The 22,016-nt window shown below is 62.4% G+C and carries 25 protein-coding genes; 12 read left to right on the forward strand and 13 right to left on the reverse strand.

Translation table 11 applies throughout. The features are described from left to right. The first annotated feature begins 44 nt into the window (after nucleotides 1-44). Together smc and O4H53_RS22535 are read left to right on the forward strand one after the other, a co-directional pair. On the forward strand, nucleotides 45-3,500 hold the full coding sequence (gene smc, locus O4H53_RS22530) for a chromosome segregation protein SMC (RefSeq protein ID WP_269367310.1): 3,456 nt from the start codon (nucleotides 45-47) through the stop codon (nucleotides 3,498-3,500). Between the two features lie 95 nt (nucleotides 3,501-3,595). Further along, nucleotides 3,596-3,943: a hypothetical protein gene (locus O4H53_RS22535; protein ID WP_114274402.1), complete on the forward strand. Its 348-nt coding sequence runs from the start codon at nucleotides 3,596-3,598 to the stop codon at nucleotides 3,941-3,943. Between the two features lie 333 nt (nucleotides 3,944-4,276). Here O4H53_RS22535 and O4H53_RS22540 read toward each other — a convergent pair whose 3' ends face one another. From O4H53_RS22540 to O4H53_RS22555, 4 genes are read right to left on the reverse strand one after another with little or no spacing between them, the layout of a single operon-like run. After that, complete coding sequence (locus O4H53_RS22540) at nucleotides 4,277-4,681, reverse strand: rhodanese-like domain-containing protein (protein ID WP_269367311.1); 405 nt, start codon at nucleotides 4,679-4,681, stop codon at nucleotides 4,277-4,279. Nucleotides 4,682-4,697: 16 nt separating this feature from the next. Next, complete coding sequence (locus tag O4H53_RS22545; RefSeq protein ID WP_269367312.1) at nucleotides 4,698-5,870, reverse strand: lytic murein transglycosylase; 1,173 nt, start codon at nucleotides 5,868-5,870, stop codon at nucleotides 4,698-4,700. Between the two features lie 9 nt (nucleotides 5,871-5,879). After that, a complete protein-coding gene (gene cbiB, locus O4H53_RS22550; RefSeq protein ID WP_269367313.1) occupies nucleotides 5,880-6,791 on the reverse strand; it encodes an adenosylcobinamide-phosphate synthase CbiB in 912 nt (303 codons plus the stop codon). Then, complete coding sequence (locus O4H53_RS22555) at nucleotides 6,788-7,750, reverse strand: threonine-phosphate decarboxylase (RefSeq protein WP_269367314.1); 963 nt, start codon at nucleotides 7,748-7,750, stop codon at nucleotides 6,788-6,790. The genes cbiB and O4H53_RS22555 overlap by 4 nt, the downstream gene beginning before the upstream one ends. A gap of 171 nt (nucleotides 7,751-7,921) precedes the next feature. Here O4H53_RS22555 and O4H53_RS22560 point away from each other — a divergent pair, with 171 nt between their 5' ends. Beyond that, nucleotides 7,922-8,293 carry a hypothetical protein gene (locus tag O4H53_RS22560; RefSeq protein WP_269367315.1) on the forward strand — a complete coding sequence of 124 codons (372 nt, stop codon included), beginning with the start codon at nucleotides 7,922-7,924 and terminating at the stop codon, nucleotides 8,291-8,293. 10 nt (nucleotides 8,294-8,303) lie between these two features. On the opposite strand, the gene O4H53_RS22565 is transcribed toward O4H53_RS22560, so the two are convergent. Continuing rightward, the gene (locus O4H53_RS22565) at nucleotides 8,304-9,278 is read right to left on the reverse strand and encodes a glutathione S-transferase family protein (protein WP_269367316.1); all 975 of its coding nucleotides are present in this window, start codon (nucleotides 9,276-9,278) and stop codon (nucleotides 8,304-8,306) included. A gap of 174 nt (nucleotides 9,279-9,452) precedes the next feature. On the opposite strand from O4H53_RS22565, the gene O4H53_RS22570 reads away from it, so the two are divergent. Continuing rightward, nucleotides 9,453-9,815, forward strand: a complete 363-nt coding sequence (locus tag O4H53_RS22570; protein WP_269367317.1) for a hypothetical protein — start codon at nucleotides 9,453-9,455, stop codon at nucleotides 9,813-9,815. Between the two features lie 6 nt (nucleotides 9,816-9,821). Here the strand turns inward: O4H53_RS22570 and O4H53_RS22575 are convergent, their stop codons facing one another. Then, nucleotides 9,822-10,991: a MalY/PatB family protein gene (locus tag O4H53_RS22575; RefSeq protein ID WP_269367318.1), complete on the reverse strand. Its 1,170-nt coding sequence runs from the start codon at nucleotides 10,989-10,991 to the stop codon at nucleotides 9,822-9,824. A 97-nt stretch (nucleotides 10,992-11,088) separates the two neighbouring features. Between O4H53_RS22575 and def (O4H53_RS22580) the strand changes: the two genes are divergently transcribed. The 5 genes from def (O4H53_RS22580) to O4H53_RS22600 are packed head-to-tail and all read left to right on the forward strand — an operon-like array spanning nucleotide 11,089 to nucleotide 13,786. Then, nucleotides 11,089-11,607 carry a peptide deformylase gene (gene def, locus O4H53_RS22580; RefSeq protein WP_269367319.1) on the forward strand — a complete coding sequence of 173 codons (519 nt, stop codon included), beginning with the start codon at nucleotides 11,089-11,091 and terminating at the stop codon, nucleotides 11,605-11,607. Next, nucleotides 11,604-12,101 carry a peptide deformylase gene (gene def / locus O4H53_RS22585; protein WP_269367320.1) on the forward strand — a complete coding sequence of 166 codons (498 nt, stop codon included), beginning with the start codon at nucleotides 11,604-11,606 and terminating at the stop codon, nucleotides 12,099-12,101. Before def (O4H53_RS22580) ends, def (O4H53_RS22585) begins: the two co-directional genes overlap by 4 nt. Next, a complete protein-coding gene (gene def / locus O4H53_RS22590) occupies nucleotides 12,098-12,595 on the forward strand; it encodes a peptide deformylase (RefSeq protein ID WP_269367321.1) in 498 nt (165 codons plus the stop codon). Before def (O4H53_RS22585) ends, def (O4H53_RS22590) begins: the two co-directional genes overlap by 4 nt. 36 nt (nucleotides 12,596-12,631) lie before the next feature. Further along, complete coding sequence (gene fmt / locus O4H53_RS22595; RefSeq protein WP_269367322.1) at nucleotides 12,632-13,546, forward strand: methionyl-tRNA formyltransferase; 915 nt, start codon at nucleotides 12,632-12,634, stop codon at nucleotides 13,544-13,546. Between the two features lie 3 nt (nucleotides 13,547-13,549). Next, a complete protein-coding gene (locus O4H53_RS22600; protein WP_269367323.1) occupies nucleotides 13,550-13,786 on the forward strand; it encodes a hypothetical protein in 237 nt (78 codons plus the stop codon). Between the two features lie 61 nt (nucleotides 13,787-13,847). Here O4H53_RS22600 and O4H53_RS22605 read toward each other — a convergent pair whose 3' ends face one another. From O4H53_RS22605 to O4H53_RS22635, 7 genes are all read right to left on the reverse strand, one after another. Further along, on the reverse strand, nucleotides 13,848-14,471 hold the full coding sequence (locus tag O4H53_RS22605; RefSeq protein WP_269367324.1) for a trimeric intracellular cation channel family protein: 624 nt from the start codon (nucleotides 14,469-14,471) through the stop codon (nucleotides 13,848-13,850). Then, nucleotides 14,468-14,920: a ribonuclease HI gene (gene rnhA / locus O4H53_RS22610; protein ID WP_114273669.1), complete on the reverse strand. Its 453-nt coding sequence runs from the start codon at nucleotides 14,918-14,920 to the stop codon at nucleotides 14,468-14,470. Before rnhA ends, O4H53_RS22605 begins: the two co-directional genes overlap by 4 nt. After that, complete coding sequence (locus tag O4H53_RS22615) at nucleotides 14,913-15,506, reverse strand: class I SAM-dependent methyltransferase (RefSeq protein WP_269367325.1); 594 nt, start codon at nucleotides 15,504-15,506, stop codon at nucleotides 14,913-14,915. Before O4H53_RS22615 ends, rnhA begins: the two co-directional genes overlap by 8 nt. Further along, nucleotides 15,503-15,955, reverse strand: a complete 453-nt coding sequence (locus tag O4H53_RS22620) for a DUF3429 domain-containing protein (protein ID WP_269367326.1) — start codon at nucleotides 15,953-15,955, stop codon at nucleotides 15,503-15,505. The genes O4H53_RS22615 and O4H53_RS22620 overlap by 4 nt, the downstream gene beginning before the upstream one ends. A gap of 162 nt (nucleotides 15,956-16,117) precedes the next feature. Then, the gene (gene ispH / locus O4H53_RS22625) at nucleotides 16,118-17,068 is read right to left on the reverse strand and encodes a 4-hydroxy-3-methylbut-2-enyl diphosphate reductase (RefSeq protein ID WP_269367327.1); all 951 of its coding nucleotides are present in this window, start codon (nucleotides 17,066-17,068) and stop codon (nucleotides 16,118-16,120) included. Nucleotides 17,069-17,134: 66 nt separating this feature from the next. Then, entirely contained in the window at nucleotides 17,135-17,902 is a 768-nt protein-coding gene (locus O4H53_RS22630; protein WP_269367328.1) for a helix-turn-helix transcriptional regulator, read from the reverse strand. Between the two features lie 192 nt (nucleotides 17,903-18,094). Continuing rightward, nucleotides 18,095-18,640, reverse strand: coding sequence for a LabA-like NYN domain-containing protein (locus tag O4H53_RS22635; RefSeq protein WP_269367329.1), 546 nt, complete (start codon nucleotides 18,638-18,640; stop codon nucleotides 18,095-18,097). A 129-nt stretch (nucleotides 18,641-18,769) separates the two neighbouring features. Between O4H53_RS22635 and folK the strand changes: the two genes are divergently transcribed. The 3 genes from folK (at nucleotide 18,770) to O4H53_RS22650 (ending at nucleotide 22,009) form a co-directional block, all read left to right on the forward strand. Beyond that, nucleotides 18,770-19,381 (forward strand): 2-amino-4-hydroxy-6-hydroxymethyldihydropteridine diphosphokinase, encoded by a 612-nt coding sequence (gene folK / locus O4H53_RS22640; RefSeq protein ID WP_269367330.1) that lies wholly within the window; start codon nucleotides 18,770-18,772, stop codon nucleotides 19,379-19,381. Between the two features lie 72 nt (nucleotides 19,382-19,453). Next, entirely contained in the window at nucleotides 19,454-19,807 is a 354-nt protein-coding gene (gene rpoZ / locus O4H53_RS22645; protein ID WP_114273663.1) for a DNA-directed RNA polymerase subunit omega, read from the forward strand. 30 nt (nucleotides 19,808-19,837) lie between these two features. Continuing rightward, nucleotides 19,838-22,009, forward strand: coding sequence for a RelA/SpoT family protein (locus tag O4H53_RS22650; RefSeq protein ID WP_269367331.1), 2,172 nt, complete (start codon nucleotides 19,838-19,840; stop codon nucleotides 22,007-22,009). Nucleotides 22,010-22,016 lie beyond the last annotated feature (7 nt).

Consider the following 22,016-nt stretch of genomic DNA (forward strand, 5'->3'; position numbering starts at 1 on the left):
GACCGCATTTTCCATGGATGACTGAATCATCGGGGCCATTCTAGGTGCGCTTTTCCAAACTCAGGCTGACGGGCTTCAAGAGCTTTGTCGATCCGACGGATCTGATCATCGCCGATGGTCTGACCGGGGTGGTGGGTCCGAATGGTTGTGGTAAATCGAACCTGCTGGAAGCGCTGCGCTGGGTGATGGGTGAAAACCGCCCCACCGCGATGCGCGGCGGTGGCATGGAAGACGTGATCTTTGCAGGTGCTGCAACCCGGCCCGCCCGAAACTTTGCCGAAGTGGCCCTGCATATCGACAATTCGGAACGTCTGGCCCCGGCGGGGTTCAACGATCACGACGCGCTTGAGATCGTGCGCCGGATCACCCGCGATGTGGGCAGCGCCTATAAGGCGGCGGGCAAGGACGTGCGCGCGCGCGATGTGCAGATGCTGTTTGCCGATGCCTCGACAGGGGCGCACAGCCCTGCGCTGGTGCGGCAGGGTCAGATCAGCGAGTTGATCAACGCCAAGCCCAAGAACCGCCGCCGGATCCTTGAGGAAGCGGCCGGTATTTCCGGTCTGTACCAGCGGCGTCACGAGGCGGAGCTGAAGCTGAACGGCGCGGAGGCGAACCTGGCACGGGTCGACGACGTGATCGAACAGCTGGCCACGCAGCTTGCGCAGCTTGCGCGGCAGGCCCGCCAGGCGGCGCGCTATCGCGAGATCGGCGATCAGCTGCGCAGAACCGAGGGGATGCTGCTGTATCGGCGCTGGCGCGAGGCGGATGATGCCCGCGCGAAGGCGGAAGATGACCTGCGGGCGCGTGTGACGGCAGCGGCACAGGCCCAGAGCATTGTCCAGCAGGCGATCAAGGCACGCAGCGCGGCGGAAGAAGCCCTGCCGCCCCTGCGCGAGGAAGAAGCCATTGCCGCCGCCGTTCTGCAACGTCTGGTCGTGCAGCGCGATACCCTTGCGGATCAGGAGGCCCGGGCGCAGACCGCGATCGAGACCTTGACGAACCGGATCGCGCAGCTGACGCGCGACATCGAACGCGAAGGCGGGTTGAACCGTGATGCGGGCGAAACCATTGAGCGGCTGGAATGGGAGCAGCGCGAGCTGGCCAAGGCGAGCGAAGGGCACGAGACCGCGCTGGAACGCGCGTCAGAAGCGGCACGCGAGGCCGCGACCGTGCTGCAGGCGCGCGAGGGTGATCTGTCGCAACTGACCGAAGACGTGGCCCGTCTGGCCGCGCGGCACGGATCGGCCGAGCGCCTGCTGGAGGACAGCCGCAAGACGCAGGCAAAGTCGGAAGCCGAGGCGCTGAAGGCACAGGAAGCGGTCACCCAAAGCCGTGCCGCGCTGGCCAAGGCGGCAGAGGATTTCGATGCGGCCAAAGCTGCCGAGACAGAGGCGGTGGCCGCGGCGGCATCGGCGGATGAGGCTTTGCACCAGGCCGAGGAAGCACGCGCCGAAACGCAGGGCCGCGAGGCTGACGCGCGGGCCGAACGCTCCGAGGCTGAGGGCGAGATGAACGCGCTCAGGGCCGAAACCGGCGCCCTGGCAAAGCTGTTGGAGCGTGACACTGCGGAAGGCGGCCAGATCCTCGACCGTTTGCAGGTCGAACATGGCTTTGAAAAGGCCTTGGGTGCGGCGCTTGCCGACGATCTGCGTGCGCCGGAAGTCGACAGCGACGGCCCGTCCGGCTGGGCGATCCTGCCTGCCTATGACACCGATCAACCCCTCCCCGCAGGGGTCACGCCCCTGACGCAGCATGTGTCGGTGCCGGATGTGCTGGCCCGGCGGATGGGGCAGATCGGTCTGGTGGACCCGGATGAAGGCCCGGCATTGCAGGCGGCACTGCTGCCGGGGCAGCGGCTGGTTTCCCTGGAGGGGGATTTGTGGCGCTGGGACGGCTACCGCGCCTGGGCCGAGGATGCGCCATCTGCGGCGGCGCTTCGGTTGCAGCAGTTGAACCGCCTGGAGGTTTTGAAACAATCGCTGGAGCAGGCCAGCCAGCGCGCCGAGGGTGCCCGGGCTGCGCATGAGACCCTGACCCGTCTCATGGTGGAACAGACCGAGGCAGACAAGCGGGCGCGTGAAGCCCGCAGGCAGGCGGACCGCATGGTTGCGGACGCCGGACGCGCGCTGAGCCGGTCCGAGGCGGACCGTAACCTTGCCGAAGGGCGGCTCGAAAGCCTTGGGCTGGCCGTCAAGCGCCACGAGGATGAGGCGATGGCCGCCCGTGGCCGGGTGCTGGAGGCCGAGCGGGCCCTGGCGGAACTGGGCGATCTCGCGCAGGCCCGTGCAGCTGTGGACGATATCCGCATGACCGTTGAGGCAGCCCGCATCACCATGATGTCGCGTCGTTCCGCACATGACGAATTGCGCCGCGAAGGCGAGGCCCGGTTGAAGCGGTCGCAGGAGGTCGTCAAGGAGCTGAGCGGCTGGAAACACCGCCTTGAGACGGCTGAAAAGCGGACTGCGGAACTGGTGGAGCGCAAGACGGCCTCCGAAAGTGAATTGAAGGACGCCAGCGCGGCACCGGCCGAACTGGCCGCCAGGCGCGAAGAATTGAGCAGTGAGATTGCCAGGGCCGAAGCGCGGCGCGGCACGGCTGCTGATGCGCTGTCAAAGGCGGAAAGCGCGCTGCGCGAGGCGGCTGTGGCAGAGCGGGAAGCAGAGCGGGAGGCTTCCGAAGCGCGCGAGGCCCGCGCAGGCTCGGAAGCACGCGCCGAGGCGGCCCGCGAAAGCGTGACCGCAGCGGCGGAGCGGATTGCCGAGGACAGCCAGCTGACCCCGAACCAATTGCTGACACGTCTGGACACCAACCCGGACCAGATGCCCGGTGCCGATGCGCTGGAAGCTGACGTGAACCGGCTGAAACGCCAGCGTGACGCGCTGGGGGCGGTGAACCTGCGCGCCGAAGAAGACGCAAAGGACGTTCAGCAAGAGCATGATTCACTGATTGCGGAGAAGAACGACCTCGAAGAGGCGATCAAGACCCTGCGTTCGGGCATTGCCAGCCTGAACCGGGAGGGCCGGGAGCGTCTGCTGACGGCCTTCGAGCAGGTGAATTCCAACTTCTCCATGCTGTTCCGGCATCTGTTCGGCGGGGGGGAGGCCAACCTGGTGATGGTCGAATCCGACGACCCGCTTGAGGCCGGGCTTGAGATCATGTGCCAGCCGCCGGGCAAGAAGCTGAGCACGCTCAGCCTGCTCAGCGGGGGTGAGCAGACGCTGACGGCGATGGCGTTGATCTTTGCCGTGTTCCTGGCAAATCCGGCCCCGATCTGCGTGCTGGATGAAGTCGATGCGCCGCTGGACGATGCCAACGTCACGCGCTTTTGTGACCTGCTGGACGAGATGTGCCGCCAGACAGACACGCGTTTTCTGATCATTACCCACCATGCGGTCACCATGGCACGCATGGACCGGCTGTTCGGTGTCACCATGGCCGAACAGGGGGTCAGTCAGCTGGTCTCCGTGGATCTGAAAAAGGCCGAAACGCTGGTGGCCTGAAAAATGTTGGCCTGAGAAAACGCCCCGAACGTAACATCGACGTGTTTTGCGTGATGGTGTTTTGACGCGGGGCAGTTGGCGCGTTACCCATGTTCATGCGTTTCCTGATCCCTCTGCTGCTGGCCGCGGCACCTGCAACTGCCGATCCCTATGCCGTTCTGGCGGGGGATACCGTTCTGGCCGCTGCCGAAGTCCATGCGCTGATCGACGGGCAGACACTGACCTATCATGATGACGGTCAGTCGCGCTATTTTGTCGGCGGCGCCTACAGCTATTCCTATGCGGGCGGGGCAACGGCCTATGGGGTCTATGATATCGGCGCCGATGGCACCGTCTGCGTGGCCTTCCACAACGGGCGCAATCGTTGCGACCGCTTTGCATGGCGCGACGGCGGCGTCGTCTTGCTGACGCAGAAGGGCGACCGCTTTCCGGTGCGCCGATGATGGTTAACCGTTCCTGAACATTCTGTCCGCACCATGCCCCGGCCGCGACCCATCGCGGTGGAAGGAGGTGATGAGGCTGGAGGAGCAATCGTTTCGAAAATGGATGGTCCTGATTGGTGTGGCTACACTGATCGTCGCGATCATCCGACTCTGGCTCGGGGTTTGATACCCTGAAAAAGAGTGACCCCGCAGAGTACGCGCTCTGCGGGGTCTGTAGTTCAGGTGAAGAAGCTGGACTACAACTTCGTTTCGATCTTCAGAATATAAGTCAAAGCTAAACAAAATGCAAACATGCGCCTTGTCCGGGGATACCCGTTCCGGCCGGGAAACTGACTAAAGCGTTTCGGGATCGCCCTTCTTTTCCACCGGGCCACCGGCCTTTTCCCAGCCGCCGAAACCATCCCGCAGGTGGGCTGCCTCAAAGCCCATCTCCTGCAGCGTGGCGACCGAAATGGCGGAGCGCCAGCCGGAGGCGCAATGGAAGACGAACTTCTTGTCCTGGGCAAAGACATCCTTGAAATAGGGGCTTTCGGGATCGACCCAGAATTCCAGCATGCCACGCGGGCAATGAAATGCGCCGGGGATGAAACCGCTGCGATCGCGTTCGCGCGGGTCGCGCAGATCGACGAACTGGACATCGGGGTCTTTCAGCAGGGCGATGGCCGCCTCGCTGTCAATCTCCTCGATCTTGGCGCGGGCATCGGCAACCATCTGGGCGGATGTTTTCTTCAGAGGCATGTGGTTTCTCCTGGGTTCAAAGTTGCGATAGCAGTTCGGGCGTTGGCCATCCGTCGACTGTCAGGCCCAGCCGCACCTGTTCCGCGCGCACGGCGGCGCGGGTGCCCGCGCCAAGGATGCCGTCAACACCGCCGACATCATGCCCGCGTGCCTCCAGTTTGGTTTGCAGGGCCTTCATCTGGGTGCCGTCCAGCCCGGTCCGGGGGCTGCCTGCGTCAAAGACCTGGGCACCCTGAAGCCTGGTGGCAAAATAGGCGGCGGTCATGACGTAGGTAAAGCTCTGGTTCCAGTCGAAATAGACCCGGAAATTGGGATAGGCCAGAAAGGCCGGGCCATCCTTGCCCTGCGGCAGCAGAACCGATCCTGTCAGCCCCTCTGCCAGCGGGCCGTTGCGGGGCTGCACCCCAAGCGATTGCCATTCGGACACGGGTTTCGTCGTCTCCAGGCCGGTCAGGGACCAGTCGAAATCCGATGGCATGACAACTTCGGCAAGCCAGGGTTCACCGGCGCGCCAGCCGAGGCTTTGCAGCATCCTGGCCCCGGACAGCAGCGCATCGGGGGCCGATGTCTTGAGCGAAACGACACCGTCGCCATCACCGTCCACGCCGTTCTCCAGAATATCGCGGGGCAGCATCTGGACCATGCCGATTTCCCCGGCCCATGCACCGGTGGTCCGCCGTGGATCGAACCCGCCCTGGGCAAAGAGCGTCACCGCAGCCAGTACCTGGGGGCGGAACAATTGGGGACGGCGGCAATCATGTGCCAGTGTGACCAGGGCATTGGCCGTGTTGAAATCTCCCTGGAATGCGCCGTAATCCGTCTCGAAGGCCCAAAAGGCCAGCAAGACGCCACGGTCAACGCCATATTCGGTCTCTACCCGGTCAAAGATTGCGTCGTATTTCTGGGCGTTGGCCCGGCCCCGGCGCAGGCGATCTTCGGAGATCAGGCGGCGCGCGAAATCCACGAACGGGATCTGGAAGACACCCTGTTTGCGGTCTGCTGCCAGAACCGCCGGGTCTTGCCGGATGCCGTCAAAGAAAGCATCCGCCGTCGCGGGTTCTATGCCATTTGCAATTGCTTCGGTCTTCAGCTCGGAGACGAAGCTTGCAAAATTACCGCCGCAGGGCGTGTCGGCCAGGACGGGCTGGGCCAGGAGTGTCAGGGCAAGCGTACAAATAAGTTGGCGCATGAAAATCCTTCAGGACGAAATCAGTATCAATATCGCACACAGGCCCAGCATCACGCCCCAGGCCTGCCACAACCGGCGGATCGCCGCGTCCACGTCAGCGGCAGCCAGGGTGCGCCTTCCGGCGGGATGGACCCATGCAAAGTTCTGCATCGCGCCATCATATGCCCGTGGCCCGGCCAAGGCCACACCAAGCGCGCGGGCCATGGCGGCTTCGGGCCAGCCGGCATTCGGGGATCGGTGCAGGCGGGCGTCACCGGCGATGGCGCGCCATTCGTTGATCACGCCGGAGGTCAGGGCGATCAGCACTGCGGTCAGGCGCGCCGGGATCAGGTTCAGCAGATCGTCAAGCCGTGCAGATGCCCAGCCAAAATCCTTGTGGCGCGGGGTACGATAGCCGATCATGCTGTCGGCGGTGTTGACAACCTTGTAGACCAGAATGCCCGGAAGCCCGCCGATCAGAAACCAGAAGGCCGGGGCGATGACCCCGTCGCTCAGGTTTTCGGATGCGCTTTCGATGGCAGAGCGGGCGACGGCAGAGGGCGACATATCGGCGGTGTCGCGGCTGACGATCATCGCGACCGCGCGGCGGCCCGCAGGCAGGGACAGGCGCAGGCCATCGGCAACCGCATTCGTATGTGCGACAAGGGAGCGTTGCGCCAGCAGGATCGCCACCACCAGCACCTTTACCACCGGTCCCAGCAGGCTGAGGATCTGCCCCGTTACCGCTGCGGCGACCACAAGGCCGACGATGGCTGCAAGGCCCTTTGCCCTGCGCGCCTGGCCCGTGTTCAGTTTATCGTCGCACCAGGCAACCGCACGGCCCATGAGGACGGCGGGATGAGGCACACGCCGCCAGAGCCATTCGGGTTCGCCCAATGCGGCGTCCAGAAGCATCGCCAGGAAAAGCAGAACTGGGGTCATGCCAGCGCCCGCTCAAGCCTTTGCCAGGCGTCTGGTGCAGGCAGGCCCAGCCGGAGCCAGCGCGCGTTATAGGGGAACACCCGGCTCCATATCCGATGGGAGGCCAGCCGCATCTGCCAGTCGGCGGCATTGGCGACATCGTAAAGCCGGAACAACGTCGTGCCACCAATGGCCTCCGCCCCGGCGTTGAGCATCAGCTGATCCAGCCGTGCCGCATCGCTTTGCAGACGTTCGCGTGTCTTGTCGGCCCAGGCCTGATCCTCAAGCGCAAGCGCGCCGATCCGCAGCGCCGGACCGGATACCGCCCAGGGTCCGAGCCCGGCAGACAATTGGTGAACGAGTGCGGGATCGCCGATGACAAATCCCAGCCGCAGACCTGCCAGACCCCAGAATTTGCCAAAGCTCTTCAGGATCAGCGTGCCGGGCCGGGTGGCCTGATCCATCAGGGTTGCTGCTGGGGTGACGTCACAAAAGCTTTCGTCGATGACGCGCAATGCACCGTCCAGATCACCGGCCTGCCAGATGCGCCCGTCCGGGTTGTTCGGATTGACCAGCACAGAGGCGCTGCCCGCCTGCGCCCCCACTTGCCAGCCAGCCGCTGCAAACCCGGCGGCATGTTCGTTATAGGTGGGTTCGGGGATGCGCACCCGGCCCGCTGCAGCAAGCAGGGGAATGCGCGCAATGGCTGCGGAGGCCCCGGGGACGGCGCAGATCGCTGCCCCCTTCGGTACATTCCAGAAGTGCCGGGCCGCGGTCTCAAGCCGGAGGCGGGCGTTTTCGTCGGGCAGGTCGGTCCAGTCCGAGGCGGGCAGATCAGGCACGTCATAGGGCAGGGGGTTTATCCCGGTTGAAAGGTCCAGCCAGCTGTCGCGCGTGCCACCAAAACGCCGGGCGGCGGCGTCAACACCGCCCCCATGATCACGCTTTGCTGATTTTGGCGTTACTTGATCGACTGACATATTGGCCTAAAATTCCCCCACTCTGCGTTGTCAAAGCTGAAAAAATCGCGATCTTCAAGGAAAGTCTGAATCGTTAATCAATTTCACCGCTTTTTAACCATTTGTTAACCTATCGGGCAGACCACCGTTATTCAGGCCATGGTGCGCCCCGCTGCCGGACGAGGACCCCATATGAAAGTGCTGATCGTCGAAAGCTGTGCTGAGCTGGGTCAGCTTTGGAAGCGGCATCTTGAGCGGCACGGGATGGACGTGGTTCTGCGCCATACACAGGACGATGCGGTCAGCTACCTGTCAGAGAATGAACCCCAGATCATCATCCTGAACCTTGTGCTGGCTGACGGTGCCGCGCTGGCGGTTGCGGATTTCGCCAATTACAGGATGCCGAAAGCGCAGGTGATCTTTGTCTCCAACACCTCGTTCTTTTCGGATGGGTCGATATTTGCCCATGTCGCGAATGCCCGGGCCCTTGTTCCCACGGGGACCGAGCCGGAGGACCTTGCCGCGATGGTGCAGCATTATGGCCGGGAAGTGGACAGCGCCTGACCCGCCCTGATCAGCCGCGTCCGTGCGGCGCGTCAAAGTCCGGCTGCGGGTTGATCGGGATGATCCGGTAGGGATTTATCGACTCGTGGCTGTAGTGGTAGTGGCGCACGATGTGATCGAAGTTCACCGTGTCCGACACGCCGGGCCATTGGTACAGCTCACGGGTGTAGGCCCAGAGGTTCGGGTAATCGGTGATGCGGCTGCGGTTGCACTTGAAATGGGTGTGATAGACCTTGTCAAAGCGCAGCAGCGTCGGCAGCAGGCGCCAATCGGCTTCGGTCACCCGATCCCCTGTCAGATAGCGGTTGGTCGACAGGATATCCTCAAGCCAGTCCAGGGTGTCGAACAGCGGATAGACAGCCTCTTCGTAGGCCTCCTGCGTGGTGGCAAAGCCCGACCGATAGACGCCGTTGTTGAAGGTGTCGTAGATGCGGGCGTTCAGCTCCTCGATCCGGGTCCGCAGCGGTTCCGGGTAATAGTCGTCGGTATTGCCGGTGACCCCGTTGAACGCGCTGTTGAACATGCGGATGATCTCAGCGCTTTCGTTGGAGACGATCGTGCCCTGCGATTTGTCCCACAGGATCGGCACTGTCACGCGGCCGCTGAACCTGGGGTCTGCGCGGATGTAGATGTCGCGCGCATAGGGCAGGCCGAACAGGGTGTCGCCGGTGGCACCGGGGAAATCGGTGTCAAAGGTCCAGCCCTCGCCCAGCATATCGGGGTGGACGGCGGAAATACTGATGTGATCGGCCAGGCCCTTGATCTGGCGGAAGATCAGGGTGCGGTGTGCCCAGGGGCAGGCAAAGCTGACATAGAGGTGATACCGGCCCGATTCGGCTGCAAAACCGCCGGTGCCGGATGGTCCGGGCGCGCCGTCAGAGGTGATCCAGTTGCGAAACTGCGCGGCGGAACGTTCGAATTTGCCGCCTGTCTTGCTGGTGTCATACCATTTGTCGTGCCAAACGCCGTCGATCAGAAGGCCCATGTTGTTCTCCCCTTTTCAGTCCAAACCATATCTAGAGCGGTTGGAGGCTTGCGCACAGGAATCCCCGCGCGCAGCACATCTGCAACCTTGCACAGATGATCTCCGTAATGAAATATTCACTTGATTTTGTTTGGCTTTCGCCCAGTTTGATTAATCAGTTGGGTGGGGGATTTCATGGAAACGGTATTCTCGAAAGAGGTTCAGGCAGGCCTTGATGCGGCCCGCATGGCGAGCCTGAGACGCGCGTCCCGGTTGCGGATCGACGTGGGCGGGGTGACCTATCCGATTTTGCGGATGTGGAAATCGGGTTTTGCCGTGGACGCTCAGGATGCGCCAAAACTGCGCGGGCTGGTCGATATTTTCGACGGGTCCAAGCATCTGTTCCAATGCCTGATTGTCGCCACGGACGAGGTTGTTCCGGGTGAGATGCATTATGAATTCAAGCGCGCCACACCCGTGGCGGACCATGCCGCACTTGACTTTGAAAGGGCGGAAAACGCGCCCGCCGGGCTGATTACCGACAGGCGCAGGGGCTGAGCGCCGCTATTGCAGATCGCGGAAGGCGTCCGTCAGGCGGTTGCAGGCCTCTTCGACACGGGCGCGGGGCGTGGCGATGTTGAACCGCATGAATGTCTCGCCCCCCTTGCCGAATGTCTCACCGTGGTTGACCGCGATGGCGGCGTCTTCCTGAACCCGCTTGATGGCCTCGCTCATCGGCATGCCGGTGTCCTCGAAGTTCACCCATGACAGATAGGTGGCCTCCAGCTTCATCGACGACAGCCCGGGAATGGCATCGATCGCCGCATCGAACAGCTTTCGGTTGCCATCCAGATAGGTCACCAGATCATCGACCCAGGCGGCCCCTTCGGGCGAATAGGCGGCGGTGGCCATGAAAAGACCGAATGAGTTGGGGGACAGGCCCAGTGCCATCATCCGCGCACCGAATTTCGCGCGCAGCTTTTCGTCTTCGATGATCACATTGCCGACGTGCGCCCCCGCAATGCTGAAGGTCTTGGTGGAGGCGGTCATCATCACCAGCCGGTCGGTAACCCCTTCGATCAGCGCCATCGGCGTATGTTTGTGGCCGGGCATCACGAGGTCATGGTGGATTTCGTCGGAAACGATGATCAGGTCGTGGCGCTTCGCGAAATCGGCCACGCCCTGCAGTTCCTCACGGGTCCAGACGCGCCCGCCGGGGTTGTGCGGGGAACACAGGACCAGCATCTTTTCGTTGCCGGTCATCTGAGCGTCCCAGCGGTCGAAATCCATCTCGTAGCGACCGTTTTCGTTGATCATCTCGCATTCGACAACCTGACGGCCCGCCGCAGAGATGACCCGGGCAAAGGCATGATAGACCGGGGTAAACAGGATGACCCCTTCGCCGGGCGCGGTGAAGCTTTCGACGCAGAGTGCGGTGCCGTTCACCAGACCGTGGGTGGTGAAGACCCAGGAGGGATCGACCTTCCAGCCGTGGCGGTTTTCCATCCACCACTGGATCGCGGCCAGGTATTTGCTGTCATCGCCGAAATAGCCGAAGAAACCGTGATCGACCTGTGCCTGCAGGGCATCGCGCACCACCTGGGGCGGCTGGAAATCCATGTCGGCGACCCACATCGCGATTCCGGTGTCGCGTGGCACGCCATAAATGGCTTCCATCTTGTCCCATTTGGCACAATGGCTGCCACGGCGGTCGATGATCTCGTCAAAACTCATGAGGCGCTCCTATAAACTTGGGGTGCAAGCTATCCTCAATTCCCGCGGCTGCAAGCCCCCGGTTGCAGAGGTGCAGGTGTTGCCCTAAATCGTGGCCATGAAACGCACGATCCTTTTGCACCCCGACCCGCGCCTGAAAAAGGCAGCAGCGCCCGTGGACGACCTGTCCGACGATTTGCGCGCCCTGGCCGATGACATGCTGAAGACCATGTATGAAGCGCCGGGCATCGGCCTTGCCGCACCGCAGATCGGCGTGTCGAGCCGGTTGATCGTGCTGGATTGCGTCAAGGCGGAGGGTGAAGCACCCCGCCCGCTGGTCATGTTCAACCCCGAAGTCATCGCCTCCTCTGACCGGCTGAACACCTATGAGGAAGGGTGTTTGTCCATTCCGGACCAATATGCCGATGTGACCCGCCCGGCAGAGGTGGAGGTGCGCTGGATCGACCGGGACGGGAACGAACGGACAGAAACCTTTGACAAGCTCTGGGCGACCTGCGTGCAGCACGAGATCGACCACCTGGATGGCAAGCTGTTCATCGACTACCTCAAGCCGCTGAAACGGCAGATGATCACCCGCAAGATGGTCAAGCTGAAGCGCGAACTGGCGCGGACATGAGCATTCTGCCGATCCTGACCTGGCCGGACCCGCGCCTGACGGAGACCTGTGTCCCCGTGGCCGGGATCACGCCGGAGATCGAAACGCTGGCTGCCGACATGCTGGAAACCATGTATGCCGCACCGGGGCGCGGATTGGCCGCGCCCCAGGTGGGGGCGATGCTGCGTCTCTTCGTGATGGATGTCGGCTGGAAAGAGGGCAAGCCCGACCCGCTGGTCTGCATCAACCCGATGATACAGGAGGTTGGTGAGGACCGCGCCGACACCGAGGAGGGATGCCTGAGCATTCCCGGGGTAACCGCGATGGTCAACCGTCCGACGCGGGTGCAGATGGTCTGGACCGGGTTGAACGGGGGCCGCTATGTTCAGAGCTTTGACGGTTTCGCTGCCGTCTGTGCGCAGCATGAGCTGGATCATCTGGACGGTGTGGTGACCTTTGATCACCTGGACAGCGACACAAGGACGGCGCTTTTGGCCGAGTATGAGGGGCTATGACACTGCGCAAGTGCATTGCCTGGCCGGACAAGCGCCTGCGCAGCGCTGCGGAAAAGGTGCCCGAGATCACGGATGAGATCCGCGCGATCTGGGAGGACATGATCGAGACGATGGATGCCATGCCCGGTGTCGGGCTGGCCGCGCCGCAGATCGGCGTGATGCTGCAGCTTGCTGTCGTCGATGCCTCCAGGGACCGCAAGAAACGCATCCGCATGGCCAATCCACAGGTGCTGGAAGCATCGGTGAAGATGAACGACTACGAGGAAGCCTCGCCCAACCTGCCGGGGGTGTCCGCCAGGATCAGCCGCCCGCGCGCGGTCAGCGTGCGCTATATGGACGAGACGGGGACGATCAGGCGCGGCGAGTTCGTGGGGCTTGAGGCAACCTCGGTCCAGCATCAGATCGACCACCTGGCCGGGCGGATGTATTTCGACCACCTGAGCAAGGTCAAACGCGACATGCTGCTGCGGCGTGCAAAGAAACTGAACAGCTAGGGCGGGCCATCCGCCGCCCCCCGTCGGGAGACATTGATGCGTATCGTTTTCATGGGCACACCCGAATTCTCCGTCCCGGTGCTGGAGGGGCTGGTGGCCGCCGGGCATGACATCGCCGCGGTCTATTGCCAGCCGCCCCGTCCCGCCGGACGCGGCAAGAAGGACAGGCCGACGCCGGTACATCAGCGGGCAGAAGCCATGGGGCTGAACGTCCGGCATCCTGTGTCGCTGAAATCCGAGGCCGCTCAGGCCGCATTTGCAGAACTGAAGGCGGATGTGGCGGTGGTGGTCGCATATGGTCTGATCCTGCCGCAGGCGATTCTGGATGCGCCCGCGCGCGGATGCCTGAACATTCACGCCAGCCTTTTGCCCCGTTGGCGCGGCGCGGCCCCGATCCACCGGGCGATCATGGCGGGGGATGCACAGACCGGGGTCTGCATCATGCAGATGGAGGCAGGGCTGGACACCGGGCCGGTGTTGCTGCGCCGGGCGGTGGATATCGGAGCGGAGGAAACCACCGCGCAGCTACATGACCGGCTGAGCAGGCTGGGCGCCGAAGCGATCACCGAGGCGCTGGCGGAACTGGACACCCTCGTGCCAGAGCCGCAGCCGGAGGCGGGCGTGACCTATGCCGCCAAGATCGACAAGGCCGAGGCGCGCATCGACTGGACCCGGCCCGCGGCCGAGGTCGACCGCCTGATCCGGGGGCTGTCGCCCTTTCCCGGGGCCTGGTTCGAGCAGGAGGGAACGCGCATCAAGGTGCTGGGGTCGCGGCTGGCTGACGGGAGCGGGCAGCCGGGGCGGGTATTGACCGAAGGCCTGCATGTTGCCTGCGGCACCGGGGCGGTTGCATTGACGCGTCTGCAAAAGGCGGGCAAGGCTGCTCAGGACGCGGATGTGTTTCAAAGCGGCGCACGGATTGCGCCCGGCACCCTGCTGGGGGAAGGTTAAGCGATGTTTCTGGCACTTTTCGGCACCGTGGTGATTGCAGGGATCGTCGGCTATGTCTCTGAAAAGACCGGGTGGACCCACAACGGCATATTGCAGAGCATCATCATCTGCATCGGGGGCGCCTTTCTGTTCTATTTTGTGCGGATCATGTTCGGGATCGGTTTCGCCAGCCCGGGCATGAATGCGATCGTGTCCTCCATCGGGGCGCTGATCATCGTGCCGTTCCACTGGCGCAGGTAGTTGGATGGCCCTGCGGGCCATTGCCTCCGGCGGGGAATATTTAAGGCCAAAAAGAACAGGGTCAGGACTTTGGCGGGGTGCTCTTGTAGACGGGCAGGTGCCAGCCGAAGGCAAGGGACCCGGCGCGCAGAACCCAGGTGGTCACGGCGCAGGCCAGCAGGGTGATGAGCAAGTCAAACCCGTAATAACGAGACAGCGCTGCAGCCGCGGAACCGGCAAAGGCGGCGGTCACGTAGAGTTCTCCCTGTTTCAGGACCACGGGCACATCGCCCACGACGACGTCGCGCATCAGCCCGCCCATGCAGCCGGTGACCATGCCCATCAGCACCACGATAACAGCGGATTGATCCAGCGCCAGTGCCACCCCCGCGCCCGCCGCGACGGCAATCGCCAGTGCGACGCTGTCAAGCCAGACCAGCGCCCGCATCCGGCTTTCCAGCAGGTGGGCCGTGAAAAAGACCACCAGCGCCGCCCCGGCGGCTACCGCAAGATAGGTGGGGTTTGCGATCCAGAAGATCGGGTTGCGGTCCAGCAGAAGGTCGCGGATGGTGCCGCCGCCCAGGGCCGTGAGGCAGGCGATGAAGGCGAATCCCACAAGGTCAAGCTGGGCGCGGCTGGCCACCAGTGCTCCGGTGATCGCAAAGACCAGAACCGATCCGTAATCCAGAACCGCGAGCAGGGTCATTTCTTGAAAGGGGCCATGCCCGCTCGCGCCAGCGCATCCGCGCGTTCGTTCTCGGGGTGGCCGGCGTGGCCCTTGACCCATTCCCAGGTCACCCGGTGGCGGGCATTGGCGGTGTCCAGCCGCTGCCAGAGTTCGGCGTTCTTGACCGGTTTCCTGGCCGCGTTCTTCCAGCCGTTCTTTTTCCAGCCGTGGATCCAGCCGGTGATGCCGTTCTTGACGTAGTTGCTGTCGGTGACGATGGTGATTTCACTGTCCCGCTCCAGCGCCTCCAGCGCGTGGATCGCGGCCAGCAGTTCCATACGGTTGTTGGTGGTGGCCGCTTCGCCGCCCTTGAGCTCGCGTTCCTTGATCACCCGGTCGCCGTCGCGCGCCTGCATCAGCGCGCCCCAGCCGCCGGGGCCGGGATTTCCTGAACAGGCACCATCGGTATATGCGTAAAGTTTAGCCATTTGCGTGGATCACGATCCAGCCGTCATATTGCCCGGCCAGCCCTTTGCCATAGCCGGTCCAGTGCTGTGCCGGCGAGAATCCTGCCGTCTGCAGCAATGTCTCCAGCTCTTCCTGGCTGTAGTATTCATAATGTCTTCCCAGATCGTCACGCCCGCCGCCGGTGCCGGTTTTCATGCCGATGAAAAAGGTGCCGCCCGGTTTCAGCGCCCCGCGCAGGCGGGTCAGGTGGCCCGGCAGTTCGGCGCGCGGGGCGTGCAAGAGGGAGAAACTGGCCCAGATGCCATCGTAGGCGTTCAGTTCCGTCACATCCTCGAAAAACCCATGGCGTGCCGTCACGCCGGGGATCGCCGCGGCGCGGCCTGCCATTTCTGCCGAAGCGTCGATGGCGGTGACCTTCAGCCCGGCCTCTGCAAAAATGCGGGCATAGTTCCCCGGCCCGCAGCCGAGGTCGAGCACGCTGGCCCCTTCGGGCAAGGCCGTGATGAAATGGTGTACGCGCGGGTCGGCTGTGGCTTCCGCCTGCATCATCGCATCGTAGTCGTCTGCCTGAGCGTCGTAGACGGCGAGGGTTTGAGGATCGCTCATGCCCAGATACCGATGGCGATGCAGATCAGGACCACGACGGTCAGTTGAATGCGCAGGGCCAGCCACCAGGATGGCGTCAGTTGCCACCGGTCAAAGGCGATTTCGATCAGCAGCAGCGCGGCAAAGCCGATGGCGAGGTTGATCAGCGCGGTTTCGGCGCTGGTGCCGGGCATGAAGAACCACCACAGCGCGGGCAGGACGGAAGCGACATAGGCGGCGAAAGTCGGCAGGCCTTCTGCCCGCGTCGCAAAGGCCCAGAGAGTGCCTGCCATGAAGGGCAGGATGATCCCGCCGTAGCGCACCATCAGCAGGCGGCCATCCCCCGCGAATACGGCAGGCAGGTTCCAGTCGGCCGCCGAGGTGAGCCCCAGCGCCAGCAGGGCGGCCCACAGGAACGGGATCAGGCCTGCAAGGGCCAGCAACAGGGCTGGGGCGGGTATGCGGTTCATCAGGTTTCAGATCCCGTTTCAGGCGTGTTCGAAAGCAAGGCGTCCTTAGCAATCCGTTGACCGCTACGCTAGGGCCAGGACCGATTAATCCTGCAAACCGGCGGGGCAGGGTGATTGCGATTTGGTTCAACTGCAGGCGAGTGAGACCGAAAAGGCACCCGCTCAGCCTGCCTTGCGCAAAATCCGGGGAACCTTGAATTCCACATTTTCCTGTGCCGTTTCCACCAGTGTCTGAGTGACGTCAAACCGGGTCCTGAAGGCATCTATCACTTCGTCGATCAGCACTTCGGGGGCAGAGGCGCCGGCGGTGATGCCGATGGATGTGATCCCCTCAAGCGCGCGCCAGTCGATGTCATCGGCGCGCTGGACCAGTTGCGCATAGCTGCAACCGGCGCGCGCACCGACTTCGACCAGCCGCTTCGAGTTGGAGGAATTCGGGGCACCGACAACCAGTATCGCGTCGCATTTCGGCGCCATCGCCTTGACCGCCTCCTGGCGGTTGGTTGTCGCGTAACAGATGTCTTCCTTGTGCGGCCCGACGATTGCAGGGAAGCGGGCCTTGAGCGCCGCGACGATATCCGCAGTGTCATCCACGCTGAGCGTTGTCTGGGTGACATAGGCCAACCGCTGCTCATCCCTGACCTCGATCGCCGCGACATCCTGAGATGTTTCCACCAGCAAGACCTCGCCCTCGGGCAGCTGGCCCATGGTGCCCAAGGTTTCGGGGTGGCCCGCATGGCCGATCATGATCATCTGCAATCCGTTGTCGGCGTGACGCTGCGCCTCAATGTGGACCTTGCTGACCAGCGGGCAGGTCGCATCGACATAGATCATGTTGCGGGCCTGGGCGGCATTTGGCACGGATTTCGGCACGCCATGGGCCGAAAAGATCACCGGGCGGTCATCGGGGCATTCGGCAAGTTCCTCGACAAAGACCGCGCCCTTGTCGCGCAACCCGTCGACGACGAATTTGTTATGCACGATTTCATGGCGCACGTAGACGGGCGCGCCCCATTTCTCCAGCGCCATCTCGACGATCTTGATCGCGCGGTCCACGCCCGCGCAGAAACCGCGCGGGGCGGCAAGGTAGAGCGTGAGGGCGGGTTTTGTCATCGGGGTCTCCTGCGGCATGGGCCAGACTTAGGCATTCATGCGCCGCAGGTCCAGAGACCTGCCGGGTCAGGGGGCGGCATCGCCCTGGTAAATCAGCGCCGCGACCTGCGCCCGGTTGTTGACGCCCAGCTTGCGATAGGCGGATTTTGCGTAATCTGACACGGTATGCACCGAAATGGTGCAGAGTTCAGCGGTTTCCTGTCTGCTGCGGCCCTGTGCCAGAAGGTAGACAATTTCCCGCTCACGCGGGCTGAGCATCTCAAAGGGTTCCGGCAGTTCCGGCGCGATCAGGAATTTGGAGAACTCCCCGTTTTTCGATGTCTCCGGCACAGGCGTGGCATTCTGCGTTGTCAGTTCTTCGAAGCGGCGGTGGACCAGCAGGCAGAACAGCCTGATCTCCTCGGCCCGAGGAAACACCTTTTCCATGAAACTGGTCTTGTCCCGGCCTGTGCCGACGATGAAGCCGCCAAAGCGGTCGGACCCCCTGAGCCGCATGGGTATCCCCAGACAGGAGCGCATTCCCGCCTCCGCCGCGCTCTCGATGAAACTGCGCTCGGTGTCTGTTACATAAGGATGGGCGTCAATGAATTCTGCGCCCAGTGGAAGGATGCGGTAGCTTTCGCAGACATAGCGCAGGAAGGGGTCTTGCTCCGGTGGGCGCTGGGCATAGACTTCGGGGGCGGTGCACCGCAGGAAAGGCGCGGTGAAATCGGATGAGACGGTGAGATAGATCGCGTGGTCGAAACCGGCACTGGCCAGTGTTGCGACTGTCGCGTCCCAAAGGGCGTCAGCATCGTCAATCCGTTCAAGCGTTGCCGCTCTGTTCACCAGCATGGTTTCCTCCCCCCCCTTTTCGGGGGATCGCAATTATTTCGCAGCAGTGTAGGAAGGGCGGCGGGGGCACGGAAGCCCGTGATGTATAGTATCCCTGCCAAATTTAAGAATTTTTGCACACCGAAGGCTTTCAGAGTCTTCGGTGTGCTATTGCGGGTTGAATTCTTTAGGGAGTATTCCGATGAGTTGGGATTATTCCGGTGAATTGTCGCGAGGCGGCCGGCCGATCACTTCACGCAAGTCTTCCAGTTCGATGAAATTGTCGGCCTGGCGGCGCAGATCGTCAGAGATCATCGGTGGCTGGCTGCGGATTGTGGACACGACCGACACCCGGACGCCCTGCCGTTGCAGGCTTTCGACCAGTGGGCGGAAATCGCCATCTCCGGAGAAGATGACGATGTGGTCCACGCGGGGCGCAAGTTCCATCGCATCCACGGCCAGTTCGATGTCCATGTTGCCCTTCACCTTCCGGCGGCCCATGCTGTCGGTGTATTCCTTGGCCGGTTTTGTGACCATCGAAAAGCCGTTGTAGTTCAGCCAGTCGACCAGCGGACGGATCGGCGAATATTCGTCGTTTTCCAGAAGCGCCGTGTAATAGAAAGCACGCAGCAGCTTGCCGCGCCTCATGAACTCAGCTCTCAGCAACTTGTAGTCGATGTCAAAGCCGAGTGTTTTTGCCGCTGCATAGAGGTTTGAGCCATCTATGAACAGCGCAAGACGCTCATCCTTGTAAAACATTCTGGTTTCCTTTCGGCGAGGACTTCGCCATGCAATCAAATTTGGTCTAACGTGCTTTGTGGCTCAAAATTCAACTATGACCAGAAGATCGCGCGATTAGATAACGCGCATAACTAAGGATTTTTGGCCATGCTTCAAGCCACGAGTAACGGGGAAAAGGGCGGTCGTCCGCTCATTCATGGCCAAAACGCCTTGCTGGCGCTTGGAGCAAACCAAAAGTCAGCCCTTGGTTCACCCGATCAAACCCTTTCTGCGGCGCTTGCCGCGCTTGAAGCACAGGGCACAGTGATTCGCCAAGTTTCTTCGTTTTTTCTTACTCCGGCCTTCCCTGCGGGGTCAGGTCCCGATTTTGTGAATGCCGCAGCACAGGTCGAATTTTCAGGGGGAGCACAGGCCTTTCTTGACCTGTTGCACAAAATCGAGGCGGAAATGGGCAGGAAGCGCAAGGTGCGCTGGGGGCAAAGGACGCTGGATATCGATCTGCTGGCAGTTGGCGACCAGGTGCTGCCGGATCTGGAGACCTATCGGCGCTGGGGCGCGTTGCCCCTTGATCAGCAGGCACAACAGGCGCCGGATCAATTGATCCTGCCGCACCCGCGCCTGCAGGATCGGGCGTTTGTTCTGGTCCCGCTTGCAGAAATTGCGCCGGATTGGATCCATCCGGTGCTGCAGAAATCCGTCAGGGACCTGTTGGCGGCCCTGCCCCGGGCAGATGTCGAGGCGGTCAAACGAATCGAATAGCCGCTTGTAAATCAGCGCGAACACGCCTAGGTAAGCCTCTTCTTACCGCCTCTTTCAGATGGGAGCACCTCAATGGCCCGCGTTACCGTAGAAGATTGTGTCGACAAGGTTCCGAATCGTTTTGAGCTTGTCATGCTTGCGGCCCACCGGGCACGCGAAATCTCTGCCGGTTCCGCCGTTACTGTGGACCGCGACAATGACAAGAATCCCGTCGTCTCCCTGCGTGAAATCGCCGAGGAAACGCAGGCGGCCGATGACCTGCGCGAGCGTCTGATCGAAAGCAACCAGAACCAGATTGAAGTGGACGAGCCCGAAGATGACGCCATGGCGCTTCTGATGGGTCAGGAGCAGGACAAGCCCGAAGAAGACAGCATGTCCGAAGAAATGCTGCTGCGTCAGCTGATGGCGGCACAGGGGCAGGGGTAACCCCGGTAACGGGCGCATGGGGCAGATGGCATGGAAAGCGCCGAAACAACTGCCGACGATCTGATTCGCCTGGTCAAAGCCTACAACCCGAAATCGAACGAGACACTGATCCGCGCCGCGTTTGAGTTTGGCGCGGAAATGCACGAAGGGCAGTTCCGCCACTCGGGCCAGCCGTATTTCACGCATCCGGTCGCCGTGGCGGCGATACTGACCGAACAGCGGCTTGACGATGCCACGCTGATCACGGCGCTTTTGCACGACACCATCGAAGACACCAAGGCATCCTATGCGGATGTGGAGAAGAAGTTTGGCCGCGAGGTGGCCGAGCTTGTCGATGGTGTGACCAAGCTGACCAACCTGCAGCTGAATTCTTCCGAGACCAAGCAGGCCGAGAACTTTCGCAAGCTTTTCATGGCGATGTCGAAAGACCTGCGCGTCATCCTGGTGAAACTCGCCGACCGCCTGCACAACATGCGCACCATCAAGGCGATGCGCGCCGACAAGCAGGGGCAGAAGGCGCGCGAAACCATGGACATCTATGCGCCGCTTGCCGGCCGGATGGGCATGCAGTGGATGCGCGAAGAGCTGGAGGATCTGGCGTTTCGCGTGCTCAACCCTGAAGGGCGCGCAAGCATCATCCGCAGATTCATCACGCTCCAGCGCGAGACCGGCGATGTGATCCAGCGGATCACCGGCGACATGCGGACCGAACTGGCCAAGGCCAAGATCGAGGCCGAAGTCTTTGGCCGTGCCAAGAAACCCTATTCCGTCTGGCGCAAGATGGAAGAAAAGGAACAGAGCTTTGGCCGACTGTCCGACATCTACGGTTTCCGCGTGATCGCGGAGAACGAAGAAGACTGCTATCGTGCGCTGGGCGCGATCCACCAGCGCTGGCGCGCGGTGCCGGGACGGTTCAAGGATTATATCAGCCAGCCGAAGTCGAACGGATACCGCAGCATCCATACCACCGTTTCCGGTCGGGACGGCAAACGCGTCGAAGTGCAGATCAGAACCGGCCAGATGCATGATGTGGCCGAAACAGGCGTGGCGGCGCATTGGTCCTACCGCGACGGGGTGCGGTCGAGAAACCCCTTTGCCGTGGATCCGGCCAAGTGGATTTCGCAACTGACAGAGCAGTTCGACGCGGAGGAAAACCACGAGGATTTCCTCGAAGCGGTCAAGCTGGAGATGTATGCGGACAAGGTCTTCTGCTTTACCCCCAAGGGGGACGTGGTGAAGCTGCCGCGCGGGGCCACGCCGATTGATTTCGCCTATGCAATCCACACAAGGATCGGCAATGCCGTCGTCGGGGCCAAGGTGGATCACATGCGCGTTCCGCTCTGGACCCGGATCAAGAACGGCCAGTCGGTCGAGATCATCACTGCGCAGGGCCAGACCCCGCAGGTGACCTGGCTGGATATCGCAACCACCGGCAAGGCCAAGACAGCCATCCGGCGCTCGCTCAGGGAAGTGGACCGCGAAAGGTTCATCAAGCTGGGCCAGGAACTGGCACGCTCTGCCTTTGCCCATGTGGGCAAGCGGGTGACCGACAAGGTGCTGCGCACTGCGGCCAAGAACATGCGTCTTGATAGTGCCGAGGAAGTCCTGGCGCGGCTGGGCAGTTCCGAACTGTCGGGCCGCGAAGTCGTGCGGGCGGTTTATGCGGATCTCGCCCCGCGCGAGGGCGATCATATCGACAAGGCCCGCGCGGTCATCGGTCTGGAGCCCGGACAATCCTTTGACCGGGCACCGTGCTGCAACCCGCTTCCCGGTGAGCGGATCATCGGCATCATGTTCCGTGGCCGGGGCGTGACCGTGCATGCAATTGATTGCGACCGTCTGTCGGCCTATGAGGAACAGCCGGACAGATGGCTGGACCTGCGCTGGCATGACGGCAACCATCCCGCCGTTTACGAGGCGGTTCTGGATATCACCCTGGGCAATGGCGCGGGCGCGCTGGGACGCATCTGTACATTGATCGGAGAGGCCGCAGCCAATATTTCGGACCTGACATTTCTTGAGCGCAGGCCTGACTTTTATCGTTTGTTGATCTATGTGGAATTAAGAGACATTGCGCATCTGCATTCATTGATGCTGACGCTGGAGGCGGAAAGCGAAGTCGCGCAAATCAGCCGCTACAGGAACAAGGATCTGCCCGAAAAGGCGGATACGCAGGCATCGCTCAAACGCCAGGACAATTGAGCGGCCA

Source organism: Sulfitobacter sp. G21635-S1, assembly GCF_027213915.1.
Taxonomy (GTDB): domain Bacteria; phylum Pseudomonadota; class Alphaproteobacteria; order Rhodobacterales; family Rhodobacteraceae; genus Sulfitobacter.